Below are 19,592 nucleotides of genomic sequence, written 5' to 3'. Positions count from 1 at the left end.
ACACAACAGGCCGATTCGCGTGCATCTCTTGCGTTGTCAGGATGAAGGGCATGTGACAAGATCGGATGAACAAACTGGTTCAGGGCAGAATATGAACGATATTTCCGAATTGGAGACCCGCATCACCACCGCGCTTGAGCGGATCAGCAAAGGCATCGCCGTGCTGTCCCCTCAGGCAACGGGTGCGGATGAAGACGTGGCCCGGCTAACGGCCGAGCTTGAAGACGAACGCACAACGAACAGCCAATTGGCGGAACGCGTGAAAGCTGTGCAGCAAAGCCGCGCAGAAGAGGTCGATAGGTTGCGCAATGAGCTGGACCGGCTGACCGCACAACTGGCGGCAGACGAGGCGGTGATGGCACAGCTGCGGCAAGTGAATGCCGAGCTACGGGCCAATAACGATGCCTTGCGCGAGGCGGTTGGGTCCGGTGTGGCTGACGCTGATCTGGTCAATGCCGCGATGGCGACAGAGCTTGAAGGCTTGCGGGTCGCACAGGCGGCGGACCGCGCCGAACTGGAAGCTGTTCTTGGCGAGTTGGGCAAATTGATCGCAGAAAACGACCCCAACGCCCCCACGGCAGGTGGGACCGAAAAGGAGGGCACCGATGCCTGATATCAACATCACCATTGGAAGCCGTAATTTCGACGTTGCCTGCCAGGAAGGTGAAGAACATTTCCTGATCTCAGCCGCGAAAATGTTGGACAATGAAGCGGCGGTTCTGGTTGGCCAGATGAGCAACCTGACAGAAAGCCGGATGCTGTTGATGGCGGGTCTGATGCTGGCGGACAAAACGGCCGGTCTGGAAGACAAAGTGAAGCTGGCCGACAAGAAAATCGCGGATATGGAAGCGCAGATTTACGCCCTGCAAAACGCCGCGCCGCAAAAGGTCGAAGTTCCGGTCATCCCGGATGCAGTGACGGACACATTGGCCGAGATTGCTGCCCGCGCAGAAGCCATGGCTGCAGAAGTCGAAGGGCGTGCTTCGTAAAGTGGCGAGTTTGGCGGCCAGGTCTGGGCGTTTCGCACTTGGCATGCTGATTCTGCCTTTGACCGCAGCGAGCCTTTTCGCTGCACCATCCATCCAGACGGTGCAGTATCAATGCGATCGGGGCGCAGTAGTTTCGGCCACTTATCTGAATGCGGCGGATCAGTCATTTGCTGTGATCTTCGTCGAAGGTCAGCAGCTCGGTTTGGCCCACGTCATTTCGGCCTCGGGTGCCAAATACGCGCAAACGCCCGACGGCGCCGGGTATGTCTGGTGGACCAAAGGCGACGAAGCGTTTCTGGCCTGGGATGATGTCCCGAATGGTTCAGAAGAAACGCTTCTGTCGCAATGTCATGCGATGTGATCGGGCTTAGCCGTTTGCTTCGCGGATCTTGTCGGCGGCTTCTTTATTATAGGCGACGCCATTTTCATCAAACAGCGTGTCCAGTTCGCCCGATAGAGTCATTTCGGTAATGATGTCACAGCCACCCACGAATTCGCCCTTCACGTAAAGCTGCGGGATCGTGGGCCAGTCCGAATAATCCTTGATGCCTTGGCGAATGCCCTCATCGGCCAGAACATTCACATCGGCGAAATCGACGCCCATGAAGTTCAGAACTCCGGCCACGCGCGAGGAAAACCCGCATTGCGGCATTTCTTTTGTGCCTTTCATGTAAAGCACAACGTCGTTGGCTTTCACGGTCTCTTGGATTTGCGATTTTGCGTCGGTCATGTCTCAGTCCTTATCTGTTTTCCAACTAGCGCCGTTTCTTGTGGTGCTTGGAGAGTTGGCTATGAAGCCTTTGGATGTATTCGTTCTCGCGGTGGGCTGCGTCGACAAGTTTTGTGTCTGTCGCCTCCATACCGGGTTCGGTTCCTAAGTCTTTTGGCGGTCTGCTTGGGCGGCCAGAGCTCAAAGGTTTGCGTCGGTTGCGCTTCAGAAAAGCTTCGGTCAATGCCGCGACAAAGACAACCGCAACAATCGCCGAAACTATTGCGCCTGTAATCACTCAGGCACCTTCGTGGTCAGTGCCAAAGCATGTAACTCGCCCTGACTACCGGCCATTTTGTCTTTCAACGCCGCATAGACGGCACGTTGTTGTTGCACGCGGTTCTGACCGCGAAAGCTCTCGTCCACCACTTCGGCGGCATAGTGATTCCCGTCACCGGCCAGATCGGTGATGGTGATTTTTGCGTCCGGGAAGGCCTCGCGGATAAGGGCTTCGATTGCGGATGCTTCCATGGCCATGTTCAGAACCTCGTGTGTGTTTCAACTCAATCTAAGATCGGGGGCAGGGGGCCGCAAGGGCTAGCGGCGCGTCGCGGCATCGCGAAAACTGGTCAACACCGCGCGCGCGTCGGACAAAAGCCCGGCCTGCTCGGCAGCTGCCAGCGTGGCCGCTGTCCATGCGGGAGCGGGCAAAAGGGTTTTCAGCATGTTCTGGCGCGCGGCTTCTTGGGTTGGGTTCAGGGGCAGGAGTTCGGCCACACGGAACATCTCGATCATGTCGCAAATCGCGCGCATACGGCGGTAAGCTTCGGATATGTCTTCAAGCAGTTGACGATCTTTGCGCCAGCGTTTGCGCGGGAAGATATGCGTCATCACGTAAGGTCCGGCCCCTTTGCAGTCAAACCGCGCACAGCCCGGAAACCCCTGATCTTCTAGACTTTCGTGGATGCGGCACAGGTTGTCGCTGCCAAGGTGGCGGCATGGCGCCAGCGCTCGTTTGTCAAAGGCGAAATCGTCGCCTGCGTCAAATCCCGGAGCGACACAGCACAACCCCGCGCAGGACGCGCAATCGGCGACGAGCGCGGTCATGTCCTGAGGATCGGGTGCCGTTGCCATGGATTAACGGTGCGCCTGATCAAATCCCGTGCGGAAGATCTGAGACAATTCGGCAAGCGGGGCTTCTGAACCACCCATCTTAACCGTGTCGCCCGCAAAACGACCGACCGACGCGACAGGGATGCCCAGATTGCCGGCTTCAATCATCAGTGCCTCGGCCTGATCAAAATTACAGGCCACCAGATACCGACCCTGATCTTCGCCAAACAGCGTCGCTGTGTCAGCAGTGTCGAGTGTGACACCCACGCCGCCGGCCTCGGCCATCTCAAACGCAGCGAGGGCAAGGCCTCCGTCTGACAGGTCAGAACAGGCTTTGATCAAGGCGCGGTTTGCGCGGATAAATTCGCCATGTTTCTTTTCGGCTGCAAGATCTACATGTGGCGCGTCTCCATCCTCGCGGTTGAAAACCTCGGCCAACAGCGCAGACTGGCCAAGATGACCACGGGTTTCGCCAACAACCAGAGCCACGTGACCGTCGCGCGCAACACCGTCGATCATCTCATCAAGGTTGCTCAGCAGTCCGACAGCGCCGATGGTTGGTGTCGGCAGAATGCCAGTGCCATCGGTTTCGTTGTAGAGCGAGACGTTGCCCGAAACGATTGGCACATCCAGAGCAGCGACCGCTTCGCCAATCCCTTTGATAGCGCCCACCAATTGCCCCATGATCTCGGGCTTTTCGGGGTTGCCGAAGTTCAGATTGTCGGTGGTTGCAAGGGGCTTAGCACCGACGGCCGTCAGGTTGCGATAGGCTTCGGCAACGGCTTGCTTGCCACCTTCAAACGGGTTGGCATGCACATAGCGCGGAGTCACATCTGAAGTGAAGGCAATAGCCTTGTCAGTTCCGTGCACCCGCACGATGCCTGCACCCAATCCGGGCGCGCGCACGGTGTCGGCCATGACCATATGGTCATATTGTTCGTAAACCCATTGTTTTGCCGCATAATTGGGCGAGCTGATCAGGGCCTTCAAGCCGTCAATCGCGTCTATTTCCGGCACGTCCGACAACGCGTCTACGGCCGGAGTTTCGACCCATGGACGGTCATACTCTGGCGCGCGTCCCGACAACGGGGACAGGGGAAGATCAGCCTTCACCTCGCCATTGTGCATGATCAAAAAGCGATCTTCGGCCAGCGTTTCCCCGACGATAGCGAAGTCAAGATCCCACTTTTCGAACACGGCGCGGGCTTCGGCCTCTTTTTCCGGCTTCAGCACCATGAGCATCCGCTCCTGGCTTTCTGACAGCATCATTTCGTAAGCCGTCATGTTGTCTTCGCGCTGTGGGACGTCTTCGAGGTTCAGCTTGACGCCCAAACCACCTTTGTCGCCCATTTCGACCGCTGAACAGGTCAGGCCAGCGGCACCCATATCCTGGATCGAGATCACGGCCCCTGTCTGCATCAGCTCCAGCGTGGCTTCCATCAGGCGTTTTTCGGTGAACGGATCGCCGACCTGCACCGTTGGGCGCTTGTCTTCAATCGTGTCGTCAAATTCTGCTGACGCCATTGTCGCCCCGCCAACGCCATCGCGGCCTGTCTTGGCACCAAGATAAACGACGGGCATGCCGACACCGGACGCAGCGGAATAGAAGATCTTGTCTGTGTCGGCCAACCCAGCGGCAAATGCATTCACAAGGCAGTTGCCGTTATAAGCTGAATGAAAGCGCACTTCGCCGCCGACATTGGGCACGCCAAAACAGTTGCCATAGCCGCCGATGCCTTCGACAACACCATTCACAAGCTGTTTGGTTTTGGGGTGATCAACCTCACCGAAGGACAGCGAGTTCATCGCGGCTATTGGACGCGCGCCCATCGTGAAGACATCGCGTAGGATGCCGCCTACGCCGGTGGCCGCGCCCTGATAAGGCTCGATGTACGAGGGGTGGTTATGGCTTTCCATTTTGAAGACAACCGCCTGACCATCACCGATATCGACGATGCCCGCGTTTTCGCCGGGTCCGCAAATGACCTGAGGGCCTTCGGTGGGAAGCGTCCGCAGCCATTTCTTTGAGGATTTGTAGGAACAATGCTCGTTCCACATGGCCGAGAAGATACCAAGTTCGGTAAATGTCGGCTCGCGACCAATGATTTCGAGGAGCAACTCATACTCGTCGGATTTCAACCCGTGTGCGGCAATCAGGTCCTCGGTGATCTTTGGCTCGGTCATGCCCGTTCCCCCTTAGGCTTTCGTTGGCGTCTTTTAGGCGATGCCTGCAGGATGGGAAAGAGCAAAGGCATAGGCCACAAAGGCCCAAAGGGGCGTTTGAGAAAAAAAGAGGCCGGGCAGAGCCCGGCCAAGTCCAACAGGGAGGTAAAAGCCAACTAGAGCGAAGCTCAACTATTGGCTTTGAACAAGAGTTAGGGTTCTGGGCGCGCCGGATCAAGGGAAAATGCTGCATTGCAGCTATGTGCGGAATGCATATCTGCGCCGAAAAAACGGGACGCAATCTCTAATAGGTAGAGTGGATGTCAGATAATCCCTGATTTTAGAACAGGTTAAGCACCACTTTCGGTGGACGATGGTATACATTCGAATCTGTCGCCGTATTTTGATTGTTGCAAAAAAACATCATTTCCGGTGCTGTATTTTTATCAAGATCTGAAAAACCTCAGTCCTGACGGGCCTTGCGATGCTCTATCAGCTCTTCAATGACAAAATCACGGAACGCTTCGATGCGCTTAGATGCCCGCAATTCTTCGGGGTAGGCAAGGAAAACCGGTATCTCTTTGCTTTCGATGTTGGGCAATACGCGCTGGATTTGCGGAATGTCGTGGGTGACGTAGTCAGGCAGCATGCCTATCCCGAGATTATTCAGGACGGCTTGCAACACGCCAAAATAGTTATTCACGGTCAAAAGAGATTTCACGTCATATGTCATCAACTCGCGCGCCAAATCCGCGCCGGCCCTGACTTGGGCAGAGGATGTATTCTGACAAATCAACCGATGTACGGACAGATCATCAAGCGTCTCTGGTGTGCCGTTTTCTTTCAGGTAGGCGGGTGTTGCATATAAGCGCATTCGTACATCCATCAGCCGTTTTCGAATAAGATCGGCCTGGCTGGGTTCCTTCATGCGGATTGCGACGTCGGCTTCGCGCATGGGAAGGTCCAGTACGTGTTCGTCCATCATCAAGTCGATTTTGAGATCTGGATATTTCGCGTAAAGTTTCGACAAGCGCGGCGCCAGCCAAAGCGATCCAAAGGCGGTTGTCGTGGTGACGCGCAATTCGCCAAACACTTCTTCCTTACTGTCGCGGATGCGGGCGACGGCAGCTTCGATCCGCTGATTTATCGCCCGTGAGGCATCAAAAAGAAGCTCGCCTTGCTCGGTTAGAATCAGTCCGCGAGCGTGGCGGTGGAAAAGCGTGGCATTCAGACTTTCTTCGAGCGCCCGGATCTGGCGTGACACTGCTGATTGAGACAAATGCAGTGCATCGCCCGCATGGGTCAAAGACCCCGCATCTGCCACAGCGTGAAATATTCTGAGCTTGTCCCAATCCATGGCGAAATAACCGATATCTGTTAGCGCTGAAAACTTTGCACAGTGTTATCATCAAAAACACGTTGATTTCCAGCACGGATTGGAATGCGAAATCATTTGATAGGTCATAAGTTTTGACCTATAATCAATCCCAATCCAGTTATCTCTGTAACGTAATGGGAGGTGCGTCATGGGCAAGCCAGACATCACTCTGAACGACCGATTTGACCTGAGCAAAGAACAGGTTCTTTTGAATGGCACGCAAGCTCTTGTGCGCCTGATGCTCATCCAGAAAGAACGCGACCGGGCAGCCGGCCTGAACACGGCGGGATATGTGACTGGCTATCGCGGGTCGCCCTTGGGCGCTGTTGACCTGTGGATGGGCCGATCCAAAAAGGTGCTAGAGCCCAATGACATCAAGTTTCATCCCGGACTGAACGAAGATCTGGCCGCAACGGCTTTGTGGGGAAGCCAGCAAGCAGAGCTGCGCGGCGAAGGCAGCCATGATGGCGTCTTTGGTCTGTGGTATGGCAAGGGACCGGGCGTGGACCGGACCGGCGACGTGATGCGCCATGCCAATATGGCCGGCACCAGCCCGCATGGTGGTGTGTTGATGGCGATGGGGGATGATCATACTGGCGAAAGCTCGACCGTGCTGCACCAGTCTGACTGGGCAATGGTGGACGCTTACATCCCGGTTCTCAGCCCGGCTGGTGTTCAGGAAATTCTGGACTACGGCGTTTATGGCTATGGTCTGAGCCGGTTTGCCGGGGTCTGGGCTGGCCTGAAAGTGATGAAAGACACGGTCGAGGCCACATCGGTTGTCGATGGACGTCCCGACCGCATGGAACTGGTTACACCGGAATTCGTCATGCCCGAAGGCGGGCTGAACATCCGTTTGGGCGACAAACCAGTGCCGCAAGAGGCGCGGATGATCGACTATAAGCGTTTCGCGGCCGAAGCCTATGCCCGCGCCAACCGGATTGACCAACGCAAATGGGGCAAAGCAGGCGCGAAGATCGGGTTTGTGGCTGCGGGTAAGAACTGGCTGGATCTGGTTCATGCGCTTGGCCTGCTGGGCATTGACGAGGCCGAGGCCGAACGGCTTGGCATTACCACATACAAAGTGGGGCAGACCTTCCCGTTGGATATGGACAGTTTCCACGAATGGGCCGAAGGGCTCGACCTGATCGTCGTAGTGGAAGAAAAACGCAAGCTGATGGAAGTGCAGATCAAAGAAGCGATCTTTGACGACCGCGATGCACGGCGCGTCTATGGTTGGCACAAAGGCGACACATGGGAAAACGGCCGTCGGTTGGAATTGTTCCCGACCCGCTATGCTCTGGACCCGATCATGATTGCCGAAAAGATCGGTGAAATCCTGATCGAAGAAGGGCGCGGAACGGAGTCGGTCAAAGCAGGGTTGACCCAGCTGGCCGAAGCAAAGAACGCTGACAACGCACCGGATATCGCCGCGCGGCTGCCGTTCTTCTGTTCGGGCTGTCCGCACAATACCTCGACCAAACTGCCGGACGGGTCGCGCGCCTATGCCGGGATTGGCTGCCATTATATGGTCCAGTGGATGGATCGCGATACTGTCGGCTTCACCCAAATGGGGGGTGAAGGCGCGAACTGGATTGGAGAGGCTCCGTTCTCGACCACCAAGCATGTGTTCCAGAACCTTGGCGACGGAACCTATAACCACTCGGGCAATTTGGCGATCCGGGCGGCTTTGGCGTCGGACGCCAATATCACCTACAAGATCCTATACAACGATGCGGTCGCGATGACGGGCGGGCAGACCAACGAAGGCGGCTTGGACGCCGAACGCATTGCGCGCGAAGTCCAGGCGATGGGCGTAAAAGATATCTTCCTTGTCTATGATGACAAAGAGGATGTGGATCTGTCAGCTTTCCCAAAAGGTTTGTCGCATCACACCCGGGACGAGCTGCTGTCTGTCGAAAGGAAATGTCGCGAGATCAAAGGTGTATCGGTTATCCTTTACATCCAGACCTGCGCGGCCGAGAAACGCCGCCGCCGCAAGCGCGGGCAGTTCCCTGACCCGGACAAGCGCGTTTTCATCAACACCGACATTTGCGAAGGGTGTGGCGATTGCGGGGTTCAATCGAACTGCGTGTCCATCGTTCCAGTGGAAACCGAGCTGGGCCGCAAACGTGCCATTGACCAATCCAGCTGTAACAAGGATTTCAGCTGCGTAAACGGGTTCTGCCCCAGCTTCGTCACCGTTGAGGGCGCGAAGCTGAAGAAATCGGCCACCGCCGAGGTGGATATTCCTGATCTGCCAGCGCCAGCACTTCCCGCCATCGATGGGACGTTCAACACCGTGATCACTGGTGTCGGGGGCACGGGCGTTGTGACCATTGGTGCGATCATGGCGCAAGCGGCGCATATCGACGGCAAAGGCGTCGGCATGATGGAGATGGCCGGTCTGGCCCAGAAAGGCGGCGCCGTAACCGTGCACCTTCGGCTTGCGGAGCAGCCCGACGATATCTCGGCAATCCGCGTGGCGACGGGCGAATGCGACGCGCTGATCGGGTGTGATCTGGTCGTTTCGGCAGCGTCCACGACATTGGGTCTGACCAAAACCGGGCGCACAGGTGCAGTTGTTGATAGCCACGAGACCGTAACAGGTGAGTTCACGCGCAACACCGATTTCGCCATCCCCGGCGACCGGCTGGAATTGTCGCTTGAAGCACGGCTGCGCGACCGCGTGTCGATGTTTGATGCGACAGAACTGGCACAGGCGCTGATGGGCGATAACATCTTTTCGAACATGATGGTTCTTGGCGCGAGCTGGCAGGCGGGTATCGTTCCGCTGACCCATGACGCGTTGATGTATGCTATTGAGCTGAACGGGCAGGCGGTTGAGCGTAACAAACGGGCGTTCGAACTTGGACGCTGGGCGGTTTTGCACCCGGACGAGGCGAAAAAAATGATCGGCGGCGAAGTGGTCGAAAAACCAAAGACGCTGGCCGAGGTTATCGACTTTCGTGCAGATCATCTGAAGACCTATCAGAGTGCGCGGCTGGCAAAACGTTATCGTACTTTTGTTGATCAAATGCCCGAAGACCTGAAGGAACCGGTGGCGCGCAGTTATCACAAACTGTTGGCCTATAAGGATGAATATGAGGTTGCGCGCATGTTGTGTGAAACCCGCAGCAAGGCCGAGGCTGAGTTTGATGGCGATCTTAAGCTGACCTATCATCTGTCACCGCCGATGCTGAGCGGCGAGGACGCCAATGGGCGGCCTAAGAAACGCGCCTTTGGGGCGTGGTTTGAGACGGTAGCCCCTTGGTTGGCCAAGATGAAAGTGTTGCGGGGCACACCGTTTGACCCGTTTGGGCGGGCAGATGAACGCCGCACGGAACGCGCGCTGATTGCCGAGTATCAGGCGGACATGAAAGCCATTGCGGCAGGATTGACCGACGACAATCTGGCAATAGCGGGAGAGCTTGCCGCGCTGCCGTTGACGATCCGTGGCTTTGGCCCCGTGAAGGAGGCGAACGTCAAAAAAGCTGCAGCCCGCCGTGCTGAACTGCTGGCGCAATTCGATGGAATGGCCCCAATGGCCCATGCGGCAGAATAAAACCTGATAGCGCTGCGACGCCGCACCTAGGCGGATAATCGTCGCAGCGCGCAATCGGCGATGGATTTTCACGGCGAACGGACCTATGGCTTGCACAATTGCAAAACGAACGGGACCATAGACGATGGCAGTGGGCATTTTCGATTCAGGACTAGGTGGTTTGACGGTGCTTGATGCCGTAGCGAAACGCCTGCCGGATGTGGATTTCATCTACTATGCCGACAGCGCGCACGCGCCATATGGCGTGCGGGATGCAGATGACATCTACAACCTGACCACACAGGCGGTGCAAGCGCTTTGGGATCAGGGTTGCGATCTGGTCATTCTTGCTTGCAACACCGCATCTGCCGCCGCGCTGCGCCGGATGCAGGAAAGCTGGATCCCTGGCGACAAGCGTGTGTTGGGCGTCTTTGTCCCCCTTATCGAAGCGATGACCGAGCGGGACTGGGGCGACAACTCGCCGCCACGCGAGGTGGCTGTGAAACATGTGGCGCTGTTTGCAACGCCAGCCACGGTGTCCAGCCGCGCGTTTCAGCGCGAACTGGCGTTCCGGGCCATTGGTGTCGACGTCGAGGCGCAGGCCTGTGGTGGTGTCGTTGACGCCATCGAAGAGGGCGACATGATCCTGGCCGAAGCATTGGTGCGCAGCCATGTGGATGCTCTGAAACGAAAAATGCCGAAGCCTGAAGCCGCCATTTTGGGCTGCACGCATTACCCGCTGATGGAAGAAATCTTCCAGAGCGCCTTGGGCGATGGTGTGCAGGTGTACAGCCAAGCCAATCTGGTGGCCGAAAGTCTTGCGGATTACCTGAGCCGGCACCCCGACATGCGTGGAAGTGCTTCAGGATCGAAATTCCTGACCACCGGTGATCCGGCTCGGGTTTCAAACCGCGCGACGCAGTTTCTGCGACGAAAGATCACGTTCGAAGCGGCCTGATTGAAGGCCGCGCACAAAAGCACTACATCTTTCTTCGAACTCGCAGGAGGTCATGATGACCCACAAAATAGCCATCCTTGGTGCATCCGGTTATACCGGCGCCGAACTTGTCCGGTTGATCGCCACCCATCCGACGATGGAAATTGTCGCTCTGTCCGCTGACCGTAAGGCCGGGATGCAAATGGCAGATGTCTATCCGCAACTGCGTCATCTTGATCTGCCAAAGCTGGTCACAGTGGACGAGATTGATTTCGCACAGGTCGATCTGGCCTTTGCAGCCTTGCCACATGGGTTGAGCCAGGCTTTGGTCCGCGATTTGCCTGAGACGGTAAAAGTTGTCGATCTGGGTGCGGACTTCCGGCTGCGCGATCCGGCGGCGTATGAGAAATGGTATGGCGCGCCGCATGTCGCGACCGAATTGCAGAAAGAAGCGGTGTATGGCCTGACCGAGTTCTATCGCGATGACATTCGGAATGCGCGGTTGGTAGCGGGCACCGGTTGCAATGCCGCGACCGTGCAATTTGCACTGCGCCCGTTGATTTCTGCAGGGTTGATCGATCTTGATCGGATCATCTGTGACCTGAAGAACGGTATTTCAGGGGCCGGCCGGTCGCTGAAGGAAAACATGTTGTTCGCCGAGCGTTCAACCGACGTGCAAGGCTACGCCCAAGGCGGCAAGCACCGCCATCTGGGCGAGTTTGATCAGGAGTTTTCGAAACTCGCGGGTCGCGATGTCAGGATCATGTTCACGCCGCACCTTGTGCCGGTGAACCGCGGCATTCTGGCGGATTGCTATGTTGACGGGGATGCGGACAAGATTCACGCAGCCTTGGTTGAGCAATATCAAGACGAACCATTCGTGACTGTGCTACCCAAAGGCCAACTGCCCGGTATGGGGCATGTCATGGGGTCGAACCTATGCCACTTGGGTGTCGTGGGCGACCGTGTGCCGGGGCGTGCATTGGTGGTATCGGCACTGGATAACCTGTGTAAAGGGTCGTCCGGTCAGGCGATGCAGAACGCGAACCTCATGCTGGGTGAGGATGAGACGGCGGGGCTGATGATGCCCCCGGTCTTTCCATAAGCTTTCGAAAAGGAGTCGATAATGGCTGGTTTGAAAAGTCTGAAGAAAACGCGGCGCATCCAGATCATCATTCTGGCATTTGTCGCGCTTGCGATCTCGACCGGGTTGATCGGATATGCGCTGAAGGACGGGATCAACTATTACCGGTCCCCGACCGAGGTGCTGGCTGAACCGCCCCGTTCGGACGAGGTGTTCCGAATGGGTGGACTGGTGTCAGATGGCACGTTGGTGCGTGGTCAAAGCGAGACGGTGACCTTTTCCGTCACTGACGGGGCAGCAGTCGTGCCGGTCAGCTATACCGGCGTGTTGCCTGATCTTTTTGCTGAAAACCAAGGCATGATTGGCACCGGAACCTACGTAGATGGCACATTCCAAGCCACGGAAATCCTTGCCAAACACGACGAGGATTATATGCCGAAAGAAGTAATCGACAGCCTCAAGGAAACTGGCGTCTACGTCGAGCCGACCTCCTGATTTGAGGTTTCTTAACGCTTCTTAACCAGCCTTACCCCCATGTTTGACATGCGGGGTAAAGGCGCACATGAAAAGCGTTGAAGAAATAGCGACCGAGATTGTCGCCCGCGAGGGCGGCTTTGTGAACGACCCGGACGATCCGGGCGGGGCGACGAAATACGGCGTAACCATCCACACGATGCGCCGCCTTGGGCTGGATCTGGATCGTGACGGGCAAGTGACGTCATCGGACGTCAATGCGCTGACCCGCGATCAGGCCCGTGACATCTTCCTGAAGCACTATTTTCAAAAGCCTCGGCTGGCTGAACTGCCGCATCCCTTGCAGGCTTCCGTCTTCGATATGTATGTCAATGCCGGCAGCAATGCGGTGCGCGTGTTGCAGCAACTGTTCGCCAAGATGGGCTATGAACTGGCCATTGATGGCAAGCTGGGGCCGCAAACGCTTGGTGTCGCGCGCGCTGCGATGAAGGCAGCGCCGGAGCATCTGGTTGATGCCTACGGGATCGAGCGGCGCAACTATTATTACCGACTGGCTGATCGCCGTCCGAAATCACGCAAATATGCCAAACGCCGTGACGGCGGGAAGGGCGGGTGGATTGCACGCGCCGAAGCCTTCTTGTCCGCAAAATACCATTTCTCTGATCAAGATCATCACGAAAGGACCGCAGCATGGGGCTGATTGGTAACATTTTCAATGTGTTGTTTGGCCCGGGCGGCAATGTCGTTCGCCAGACCGCAGAAGTATTTCGTGAGAACACCGAGGCCGCATCAGCCCGCGACAGCGAAGTGCAGATGACAGCACTTGCCGCCTATCGCGCCGAGTTCGCGGCAGCACATACCGGGCGATTCAACCGATTTATGGATGGGCTAAACAGGCTTCCCCGCCCAGCCCTTGCGCTGTCGACGCTGGGCTTGTTCGCTGCGGCGATGATCAGCCCTGACTGGTTTGCGGCACGCATGCATAGTGTCGCCTTGGTGCCTGAACCGCTGTGGTGGCTTATGGGCGTGGTCGTGAGCTTCTATTTCGGTGCCCGGCATCAGATCAAAGGGCAGGAGTTTCAGCGCGCGATTGCCGTGACCTTGTCGCGTGAAAACGAGTTGAGACGGGCGCAGTCTGATCGCCCGAAATCGCCATCCGTTTTCCGGCCCGCTGTTTCTGCGGACACTTCGCCCGTCAGACCGCATCGGGTGCGGGCAGGGGTCGATGTCTCGGACAACGCCGCACTGGCCGATTGGCAGGAGGCGCGGCGTGGCCACTGAGATGCTTCTGAACCTCGTGGCAGAACACGGGCCGTGGGTACTGTTGGTGTTCTATCTGCTGTACCGAGACTTGCAAAAGGATCAGGCCACCCGGGCTGTTTTGGACAAGAATTCCTCCATACTGATCGAGATTACGACCATCATCCGCGAACGCCTGCCTGCTGGCGGAGGGCGGGCGCTATGACCCGCATGATTTTGCGCCTCAGACACTGGGTTTGGGCCATTATGGTTGGCACGCGCTTTCAAAAGTCACTTGAACATAACGAACATGCAGCGGCCGAATTAGATGCGGTTGTGCGAGAGGTCTTGCAAAAATGAAACAAGCATTCGGTCTTATGATGTTTCTTGCCGTGCTGCTGCAACTTGGTTACCTGGTCGCGGGCTATGACGCGATGTATCAGATTGGATATGGCGCAATCACCCTGATGGGGCTGATGATTTCGCTCACGTTTCTGTGGCTATATGTGCAGCGCGCGACGCCGCTGGCTTTGGGCATGGCCTATAGCTGGTCCGGGGCAAGCCTTGTTCTGGGGTGGTGGTGGATCTTTGCGTTGGCAGGCGAACCCGTCGTGATGACACAAAGTACCGCACATTTTGTACCACTTGCCCTTTATCTTGCCGGAGCGCTTTTGCACTTCAGCGTCATACACCGATCATTTGGATGCCATGGGTTGACCTTTCTATGGCCGGTCTTGGCAGCTGCGATCCTGTCCACAATCATCTATCTGGCCATTTAGCGACCACAAACCCGTGACCAGACGCCGCAGAGGGCTAGGCCCCGCCCGCGACTCCCTTTAAGGTCGCGTTCATGATTACAGAGCTTGGACATTTTGCGCTGATCTTAGCGCTGGGCGTGGCGGTCGTGCAGATGATCGTTCCACTGATTGGGGCACATAAAGGCTGGCACGGCTGGATGGATCTGGCGGTGCCTGCTGCCACGATCCAATTCCTTCTGGTGTTTGCGTCTTTTCTGGCGCTGACATACGCCTTTGTGACGTCGGACTTTTCGGTCCAGCTGGTCACGTTGAATTCGCATTCCGCCAAACCGATGCTTTACAAAGTGTCGGGCGTGTGGGGCAATCACGAAGGCTCGATGTTGCTGTGGGTGTTGATCGTAACGCTGTTTGGCGCAATGGCCGCGTGGTTTGGGGGCAACCTGCCGCAACGCCTGAAAGCGCGGGTGCTTGCAGTGCAAAGCTCGATCGCGGTGGCGTTTCTGGGCTTCGTTTTGTTCACCTCGAACCCTTTTGTCCGGATCGCTCAGCCGCCCTTTGACGGGCGCGATCTGAATCCGCTTTTGCAAGACCCTGGCTTGGCCTTCCACCCGCCCTTCCTGTATCTCGGCTATGTCGGCCTTTCGATGGCATTTTCTTTCGCCGTCGCCGCTTTGATCGAGGGTCGAATTGATGCCGCGTGGGGCCGCTGGGTGCGCCCATGGACGCTTGCCGCCTGGATTTTCCTGACCATTGGAATCGGCCTTGGTAGCTGGTGGGCGTATTATGAACTTGGTTGGGGTGGGTTCTGGTTCTGGGACCCGGTTGAGAACGCATCATTCATGCCGTGGCTTTTCGCCGCCGCACTGTTGCATTCCGCCATTGTGGTTGAGAAACGCGAAAGCCTGAAAAGCTGGACCATTCTGCTGGCGATCCTTGCCTTCGGGTTTTCACTGATCGGCACGTTTATTGTGCGGTCAGGCGTCATCACGTCGGTGCACGCTTTTGCGTCTGACCCTGAACGCGGCGTCTTCATCCTGATGATTTTGGCGTTTTTCACCGGCGGCGCTTTGACGTTGTTTGCCGCGCGCGCGGGCACGATGGAGGCACGGGGTGTCTTCGGTTTCGTAAGCCGAGAAAGCGCGCTGGTGTTGAATAACATCCTGCTGGCTGTCTCGTCCCTTGTTGTATTCGTGGGCACAATCTGGCCGCTGATCGGCGAGATATTTGGCCGCAAAATTTCAGTCGGCGCACCGTTTTTTGAGGCTGCCTTCACACCTTTCATGGTGGTGCTGGCCTTGGTGCTTCCCGTCGGGGCCATGTTACCTTGGAAGCGCGCCAAGCTGGGCCGCGTGATCAAGCCGCTCGCGCCTGCCTTTGGCCTTGCCGTGGCCGTTGGTGCGCTGGTCTGGGCAATGCAGACCGGTAAAACGGCGCTGGGCCCGATTGGCATGTTTCTTGGCACATGGCTGGTTGCTGGTGCTTTGGTCGACTTGGCTGGCCGAACCGGGCGGGGGACTGTTTCAAACCGTCTTTCCCGACTGACACGTTTGCCTCGATCAGATTGGGGCAAGCTTGCAGCGCATTCCGGGTTTGGGATCACCGTCATGGGCATCTCGGGCCTGATGGCGTGGAGTGTCGAAGACATCCGCGTGGCAGAGATTGGTAAAAGCTTCACCGTCTCAAATTATGAAATCACGTTGATGAATGTCGGACGCGAGCAAGGGCCAAACTATGTGACAACAAAGGCTGAAATGCTCGTCTCACAAAACGGGCAACCGGTGACGACGCTTTATCCCGAAAAACGCGTTTATCCGGTGCAGTCGATGCCGACCACGGAGGCCGCCATCGCAAATGGATTTTGGCGCGATATCTACTTGGTTATTGGTGACCCGCAGGATGGTGGCGGTTGGGCGGTGCGAACCTTCATCAAGCCGTTCGCCAACTGGATCTGGGCTGGGTCGATCATCATGGCCTTGGGCGGTCTGATGAGCCTGACGGACCGTCGGTTCCGGGTGGCGGCGGGGGCGGGAAAGTCACGCATGCAGGGGGTGCCCGCTGAATGAGACGGTTTGTCTTTCCGACAGTTCTGGCTTTGACCCTTGCGGCGACGCCTGTCTTTGCTGTCAATCCAGACGAGGTGCTGGCGGACCCGGCGCTGGAAGAGCGTGCCCGCAATATCTCGGCCGATCTGCGGTGCGTGGTGTGCCGGGGCGAGAATATCGACGAAAGCAATGCCGCGATTGCGCGGGATTTGCGGCTTTTGGTGCGCGAACGTCTTGTGGAGGGCGACAGCAATGGCGAGGTCGTGGATTTCATCGTCGAGCGATATGGCGAGTATGTCCTGATGAAGCCCAACAGCTCGGGGGCCAATGTGGTTCTCTGGGCGGCTGGCCCAGCGCTGTTCATCGCCGCGCTGATCGCGGGCGGGCTGTATTTGCGCCGGCGTTCCCAAGCCAACGAGACCGCATCAGCATTGTCAACGGATGAAGAAGCCCGGCTGAAAGAGCTGTTAAAAGACTGATTCCACACAGCGCTGGTGTTGCCGATGCATGTTTTTGCCAATGTGACGGAGCGTTCACCTTTACCTGACCAGCTGGTCGGGTATTCTGCCTGAAACTTGCGGGAGGACCCAATGAACTACGAAACGATCACGGTCGACGTCACCGATGGGCTGGCAGTGCTGACACTGAACCGCGCCGATGTGATGAATGCGCTGAACACCCAGATGCGCGCAGAAATGACTCATGCTGTCAAAGACGCTGGCCAAACCGCGCGCGCGCTGGTCATGACCGGGGCTGGACGCGCCTTCTGCTCGGGCCAAGATTTGGGTGATCGGGCAAACGCGGCCCATGTTGATCTGGAACGCACCCTGCGTGATGAATACGAACCGCTGCTGGACGCCATCTACAACAGCCCCATTCCGACCATTGCCGCTGTAAACGGCGCGGCGGCAGGGGCAGGGGCGAACATCGCACTGGCGGCGGACGTTGTGATCGCGGCTGAAAGCGCGTTTTTCATGCAGGCCTTTTCGCGCATCGGCCTGATCCCTGATGCGGGGGGCACCTATTGGATGCCGCGCCAGATGGGGTTTGCCAAAGCGATGGGTGCGGCGCTGTTCGCAGAAAAAACCCCCGCGCGTGAGGCTGCCGATTTGGGACTTATCTGGGAATGTGTCGCGGATGATGAGTTCGAGGCCGTCTGGCGCAAACGCGGCGCGCATCTGGCGAAGGGACCGACGCTGTCCTATCGCAATATCAAGAAAGCCCTGCGCGCGTCGATGAGCAACACGCTGGATGAACAACTGGCGCTTGAGGCGAAGCTGCAAGGCGAATGTGGCAATTCACGCGACTTCAAAGAAGGCGTTCTGGCGTTTCTTGAGAAGCGCAGCCCGAATTACGAGGGTCGTTAAGGGTTACGTCAGATCCCAGGGCTGTCGCCCGGCCTCAAAGACATCTTTGCCGCGCACAAACAGCGCCGGATCGTCAAGCGCACCTGCGTAAACGGCGATTGCATCGGGCATGCGGGACGTCGCTTTCAACAGTGGCGATCCGCAATCCCGGCAGAATATGAATTCCAACATCGACCCGGAATCCGCCCTTTGGCGGTATGTTTTCGTTGGGCCTTTGGTCATCAGGGCGTCGCGTCGCACCATCATTTGCGGGGCGTGGCCCGCGCCTGTGACATGCTGGCAATCCCGGCAGTAGCATTGAAGTGTGAAACCTATTTCGCCTGTATAGTCGAATTGGCATGCGCCACACAGACACCGGCCAGACAGATAGTGAGACATGTTCACCCCCCTTGGTAGGTCAGACTAACCCGTCCCCTGAATCGTGCCATGAAAACAAAAAAAGCCGCCGAAATCGGCGGCTTTTCTCTGGTAAATTTACCTTAGCGTTTTTTGACATCCACATAGTCGCGCATTGTCTCGCCCAGATACAGCTGGCGGGGACGGCCGATTTTCTGACCCGGATCGCCCAGCATCTCTTTCCACTGCGAGATCCAGCCAACGGTGCGGCTCAGGGCAAAGATCGGCGTGAACATCGAGGTGGGGAAGCCCATCGCCTCAAGAATGATGCCCGAATAAAAATCGACGTTCGGATACAGTTTCTTCTCGACGAAATACGGGTCTTCCAGCGCGATGCGCTCCAGTTCCTTGGCAACCTTCAGGGTCTCGTTGTTTTCGATACCCAGCAGGCCCAGAACTTCGTCCGCGCTTTCCTTCATGACTTTCGCACGGGGGTCGAAGTTCTTGTAAACGCGGTGGCCGAAGCCCATCAGGCGGAACGGATCGTTCTTATCCTTGGCGCGGGCCACATATTCCGGGATGCGATCGACCGAACCGATTTCGCGCAGCATCTCAAGACAGGCTTGGTTGGCGCCGCCATGCGCCGGACCCCACAGACAGGCGATACCAGCCGCGATACAGGCAAACGGGTTAGCGCCCGACGACCCGGCCAGACGCACGGTCGAGGTCGATGCGTTCTGTTCGTGGTCAGCGTGCAGGGTGAAGATGCGGTCCATGGCTTTGGACAGGATCGGGTTGACCTCATATTCCTCGCACGGAACGGCAAAACACATGCGCAGGAAGTTCGATGCGTAATCCAGATCATTTTTCGGATAAACGAAGGGCTGACCAACCGAGTATTTAAACGCCATGGCGCAAATCGTGGGCAGCTTGGCGATCATACGGATCGCGGCCACTTCGCGTTGCCATTCGTCATTTACGTCTGTCGAGTCGTGATAGAAGGCCGACATTGCGCCCACAACACCGGTGATGATGGCCATCGGGTGTGCATCGCGGCGGAAGCCCGAGAAGAACTTGATCATCTGCTCATGGACCATCGTGTGGTTGGTCACGCGACTTTCGAAATCGATCAATTCAGCTTCGGTTGGCAGCTCGCCATAAAGCAGCAAATAGCAGACTTCGAGATAGTGCGATTTCTCGGCCAATTGATCGATTGGATAGCCGCGGTACAGCAATTCACCCTTGTCGCCATCGATGAAGGTGATCGTCGAGTCGCAGCTAGCGGTCGAGGTAAACCCAGGATCATAGGTGAACACGTCGCCTTGAGCATAAAGCTTGCGGATATCGATCACATCGGGACCCGCGGTGGGCGAATACATCGGTAGCTCTAGCTCCTTGTCACCAAAGGTGAGCTTCGCAGTTCCAGTCGGTTTGGCCATTCTATAATCCCTTCGTGTTC

The 19,592-nt window shown here is 57.1% G+C and carries 21 protein-coding genes; 14 read left to right on the top strand and 7 right to left on the bottom strand.

Annotation, left to right across the window (positions count from 1 at the left end; all coding sequences use genetic code 11):
• Positions 1 to 91 precede the first annotated feature (91 nt).
• Genes K3556_RS10920 through K3556_RS10910 form a run of 3 tightly spaced genes read left to right on the top strand, consistent with a single transcriptional unit; the run spans position 92 to position 1,350 of the window.
• The gene (locus K3556_RS10920; protein WP_260516816.1) at positions 92 to 613 is read left to right on the top strand and encodes a hypothetical protein; all 522 of its coding nucleotides are present in this window, start codon (positions 92 to 94) and stop codon (positions 611 to 613) included.
• Complete coding sequence (locus K3556_RS10915) at positions 606 to 989, top strand: cell division protein ZapA (protein WP_260516815.1); 384 nt, start codon at positions 606 to 608, stop codon at positions 987 to 989. Before K3556_RS10920 ends, K3556_RS10915 begins: the two co-directional genes overlap by 8 nt.
• A gap of 43 nt (positions 990 to 1,032) precedes the next feature.
• Positions 1,033 to 1,350: an MliC family protein gene (locus K3556_RS10910; RefSeq protein ID WP_260516814.1), complete on the top strand. Its 318-nt coding sequence runs from the start codon at positions 1,033 to 1,035 to the stop codon at positions 1,348 to 1,350.
• Positions 1,351 to 1,356: 6 nt separating this feature from the next.
• Here the strand turns inward: K3556_RS10910 and grxD are convergent, their stop codons facing one another.
• The 5 genes from grxD to K3556_RS10885 all read right to left on the bottom strand — a co-directional run bounded on the left by grxD (position 1,357) and on the right by K3556_RS10885 (position 6,331).
• Positions 1,357 to 1,719, bottom strand: a complete 363-nt coding sequence (gene grxD, locus K3556_RS10905) for a Grx4 family monothiol glutaredoxin (protein WP_260516813.1) — start codon at positions 1,717 to 1,719, stop codon at positions 1,357 to 1,359.
• 273 nt (positions 1,720 to 1,992) lie between these two features.
• Positions 1,993 to 2,235, bottom strand: a complete 243-nt coding sequence (locus K3556_RS10900; RefSeq protein ID WP_260516812.1) for a BolA family transcriptional regulator — start codon at positions 2,233 to 2,235, stop codon at positions 1,993 to 1,995.
• Between the two features lie 60 nt (positions 2,236 to 2,295).
• Positions 2,296 to 2,832 (bottom strand): hypothetical protein, encoded by a 537-nt coding sequence (locus K3556_RS10895; RefSeq protein WP_260516811.1) that lies wholly within the window; start codon positions 2,830 to 2,832, stop codon positions 2,296 to 2,298.
• Positions 2,833 to 2,835: 3 nt separating this feature from the next.
• Positions 2,836 to 4,995, bottom strand: coding sequence for a phosphoribosylformylglycinamidine synthase subunit PurL (gene purL, locus K3556_RS10890; RefSeq protein WP_260516810.1), 2,160 nt, complete (start codon positions 4,993 to 4,995; stop codon positions 2,836 to 2,838).
• 442 nt (positions 4,996 to 5,437) lie between these two features.
• Positions 5,438 to 6,331, bottom strand: coding sequence for a LysR family transcriptional regulator (locus K3556_RS10885; RefSeq protein ID WP_260516809.1), 894 nt, complete (start codon positions 6,329 to 6,331; stop codon positions 5,438 to 5,440).
• Between the two features lie 169 nt (positions 6,332 to 6,500).
• Here K3556_RS10885 and K3556_RS10880 point away from each other — a divergent pair, with 169 nt between their 5' ends.
• From K3556_RS10880 to K3556_RS10830, 11 genes are all read left to right on the top strand, one after another.
• A complete protein-coding gene (locus K3556_RS10880; protein WP_260516808.1) occupies positions 6,501 to 9,917 on the top strand; it encodes an indolepyruvate ferredoxin oxidoreductase family protein in 3,417 nt (1,138 codons plus the stop codon).
• A 124-nt stretch (positions 9,918 to 10,041) separates the two neighbouring features.
• Positions 10,042 to 10,854, top strand: a complete 813-nt coding sequence (gene murI / locus K3556_RS10875; RefSeq protein WP_260516807.1) for a glutamate racemase — start codon at positions 10,042 to 10,044, stop codon at positions 10,852 to 10,854.
• A gap of 55 nt (positions 10,855 to 10,909) precedes the next feature.
• The gene (gene argC / locus K3556_RS10870) at positions 10,910 to 11,938 is read left to right on the top strand and encodes an N-acetyl-gamma-glutamyl-phosphate reductase (RefSeq protein ID WP_260516806.1); all 1,029 of its coding nucleotides are present in this window, start codon (positions 10,910 to 10,912) and stop codon (positions 11,936 to 11,938) included.
• A 30-nt stretch (positions 11,939 to 11,968) separates the two neighbouring features.
• Entirely contained in the window at positions 11,969 to 12,412 is a 444-nt protein-coding gene (ccmE, locus tag K3556_RS10865) for a cytochrome c maturation protein CcmE (RefSeq protein ID WP_260519235.1), read from the top strand.
• 67 nt (positions 12,413 to 12,479) lie between these two features.
• Positions 12,480 to 13,091, top strand: coding sequence for a holin-associated N-acetylmuramidase (locus K3556_RS10860; RefSeq protein ID WP_260516805.1), 612 nt, complete (start codon positions 12,480 to 12,482; stop codon positions 13,089 to 13,091).
• The gene (locus K3556_RS10855) at positions 13,082 to 13,672 is read left to right on the top strand and encodes a holin family protein (protein WP_260516804.1); all 591 of its coding nucleotides are present in this window, start codon (positions 13,082 to 13,084) and stop codon (positions 13,670 to 13,672) included. The genes K3556_RS10860 and K3556_RS10855 overlap by 10 nt, the downstream gene beginning before the upstream one ends.
• Positions 13,662 to 13,856: a hypothetical protein gene (locus tag K3556_RS10850; protein ID WP_260516803.1), complete on the top strand. Its 195-nt coding sequence runs from the start codon at positions 13,662 to 13,664 to the stop codon at positions 13,854 to 13,856. The genes K3556_RS10855 and K3556_RS10850 overlap by 11 nt, the downstream gene beginning before the upstream one ends.
• A 151-nt stretch (positions 13,857 to 14,007) precedes the next feature.
• The gene (locus tag K3556_RS10845; RefSeq protein ID WP_260516802.1) at positions 14,008 to 14,409 is read left to right on the top strand and encodes a hypothetical protein; all 402 of its coding nucleotides are present in this window, start codon (positions 14,008 to 14,010) and stop codon (positions 14,407 to 14,409) included.
• A gap of 71 nt (positions 14,410 to 14,480) precedes the next feature.
• On the top strand, positions 14,481 to 16,451 hold the full coding sequence (locus K3556_RS10840; protein WP_260516801.1) for a heme lyase CcmF/NrfE family subunit: 1,971 nt from the start codon (positions 14,481 to 14,483) through the stop codon (positions 16,449 to 16,451).
• Complete coding sequence (locus K3556_RS10835; protein ID WP_260516800.1) at positions 16,448 to 16,909, top strand: cytochrome c-type biogenesis protein CcmH; 462 nt, start codon at positions 16,448 to 16,450, stop codon at positions 16,907 to 16,909. The genes K3556_RS10840 and K3556_RS10835 overlap by 4 nt, the downstream gene beginning before the upstream one ends.
• Before the next feature lie 111 nt (positions 16,910 to 17,020).
• Positions 17,021 to 17,797: an enoyl-CoA hydratase-related protein gene (locus K3556_RS10830; RefSeq protein ID WP_260516799.1), complete on the top strand. Its 777-nt coding sequence runs from the start codon at positions 17,021 to 17,023 to the stop codon at positions 17,795 to 17,797.
• Positions 17,798 to 17,800: 3 nt separating this feature from the next.
• On the opposite strand, the gene K3556_RS10825 is transcribed toward K3556_RS10830, so the two are convergent.
• Together K3556_RS10825 and gltA are read right to left on the bottom strand one after the other, a co-directional pair.
• Positions 17,801 to 18,175, bottom strand: a complete 375-nt coding sequence (locus tag K3556_RS10825; RefSeq protein ID WP_260516798.1) for a GFA family protein — start codon at positions 18,173 to 18,175, stop codon at positions 17,801 to 17,803.
• Positions 18,176 to 18,276: 101 nt separating this feature from the next.
• Positions 18,277 to 19,572: a citrate synthase gene (gene gltA, locus K3556_RS10820; RefSeq protein ID WP_260516797.1), complete on the bottom strand. Its 1,296-nt coding sequence runs from the start codon at positions 19,570 to 19,572 to the stop codon at positions 18,277 to 18,279.
• Positions 19,573 to 19,592: the final 20 nt, after the last annotated feature.

The organism is Aliiroseovarius sp. M344 (assembly GCF_025140835.1).
GTDB lineage: Bacteria > Pseudomonadota > Alphaproteobacteria > Rhodobacterales > Rhodobacteraceae > Aliiroseovarius.
Note: the sequence above shows the minus strand (reverse complement) of the source record. Positions and strands in the feature narration are given on the sequence as shown.

Bases quoted from the DNA above. Each gene is read 5' to 3' on its own strand.
- murI (WP_260516807.1), top strand. From the start codon at position 10,042: ATGGCAGTGGGCATTTTCGATTCAGGACTAGGTGGTTTGACGGTGCTT.
- purL (WP_260516810.1), bottom strand. From the start codon at position 4,995: ATGACCGAGCCAAAGATCACCGAGGACCTGATTGCCGCACACGGGTTG.
- argC (WP_260516806.1), top strand. From the start codon at position 10,910: ATGACCCACAAAATAGCCATCCTTGGTGCATCCGGTTATACCGGCGCC.
- K3556_RS10855 (WP_260516804.1), top strand. From the start codon at position 13,082: ATGGGGCTGATTGGTAACATTTTCAATGTGTTGTTTGGCCCGGGCGGC.
- K3556_RS10840 (WP_260516801.1), top strand. From the start codon at position 14,481: ATGATTACAGAGCTTGGACATTTTGCGCTGATCTTAGCGCTGGGCGTG.
- K3556_RS10910 (WP_260516814.1), top strand. From the start codon at position 1,033: ATGCTGATTCTGCCTTTGACCGCAGCGAGCCTTTTCGCTGCACCATCC.
- K3556_RS10920 (WP_260516816.1), top strand. From the start codon at position 92: ATGAACGATATTTCCGAATTGGAGACCCGCATCACCACCGCGCTTGAG.
- K3556_RS10895 (WP_260516811.1), bottom strand. From the start codon at position 2,832: ATGGCAACGGCACCCGATCCTCAGGACATGACCGCGCTCGTCGCCGAT.
- K3556_RS10835 (WP_260516800.1), top strand. From the start codon at position 16,448: ATGAGACGGTTTGTCTTTCCGACAGTTCTGGCTTTGACCCTTGCGGCG.
- K3556_RS10860 (WP_260516805.1), top strand. From the start codon at position 12,480: ATGAAAAGCGTTGAAGAAATAGCGACCGAGATTGTCGCCCGCGAGGGC.
- K3556_RS10825 (WP_260516798.1), bottom strand. From the start codon at position 18,175: ATGTCTCACTATCTGTCTGGCCGGTGTCTGTGTGGCGCATGCCAATTC.
- K3556_RS10880 (WP_260516808.1), top strand. From the start codon at position 6,501: ATGGGCAAGCCAGACATCACTCTGAACGACCGATTTGACCTGAGCAAA.
- K3556_RS10885 (WP_260516809.1), bottom strand. From the start codon at position 6,331: ATGGATTGGGACAAGCTCAGAATATTTCACGCTGTGGCAGATGCGGGG.
- K3556_RS10915 (WP_260516815.1), top strand. From the start codon at position 606: ATGCCTGATATCAACATCACCATTGGAAGCCGTAATTTCGACGTTGCC.
- gltA (WP_260516797.1), bottom strand. From the start codon at position 19,572: ATGGCCAAACCGACTGGAACTGCGAAGCTCACCTTTGGTGACAAGGAG.
- K3556_RS10845 (WP_260516802.1), top strand. From the start codon at position 14,008: ATGATGTTTCTTGCCGTGCTGCTGCAACTTGGTTACCTGGTCGCGGGC.
- grxD (WP_260516813.1), bottom strand. From the start codon at position 1,719: ATGACCGACGCAAAATCGCAAATCCAAGAGACCGTGAAAGCCAACGAC.
- K3556_RS10830 (WP_260516799.1), top strand. From the start codon at position 17,021: ATGAACTACGAAACGATCACGGTCGACGTCACCGATGGGCTGGCAGTG.
- K3556_RS10900 (WP_260516812.1), bottom strand. From the start codon at position 2,235: ATGGCCATGGAAGCATCCGCAATCGAAGCCCTTATCCGCGAGGCCTTC.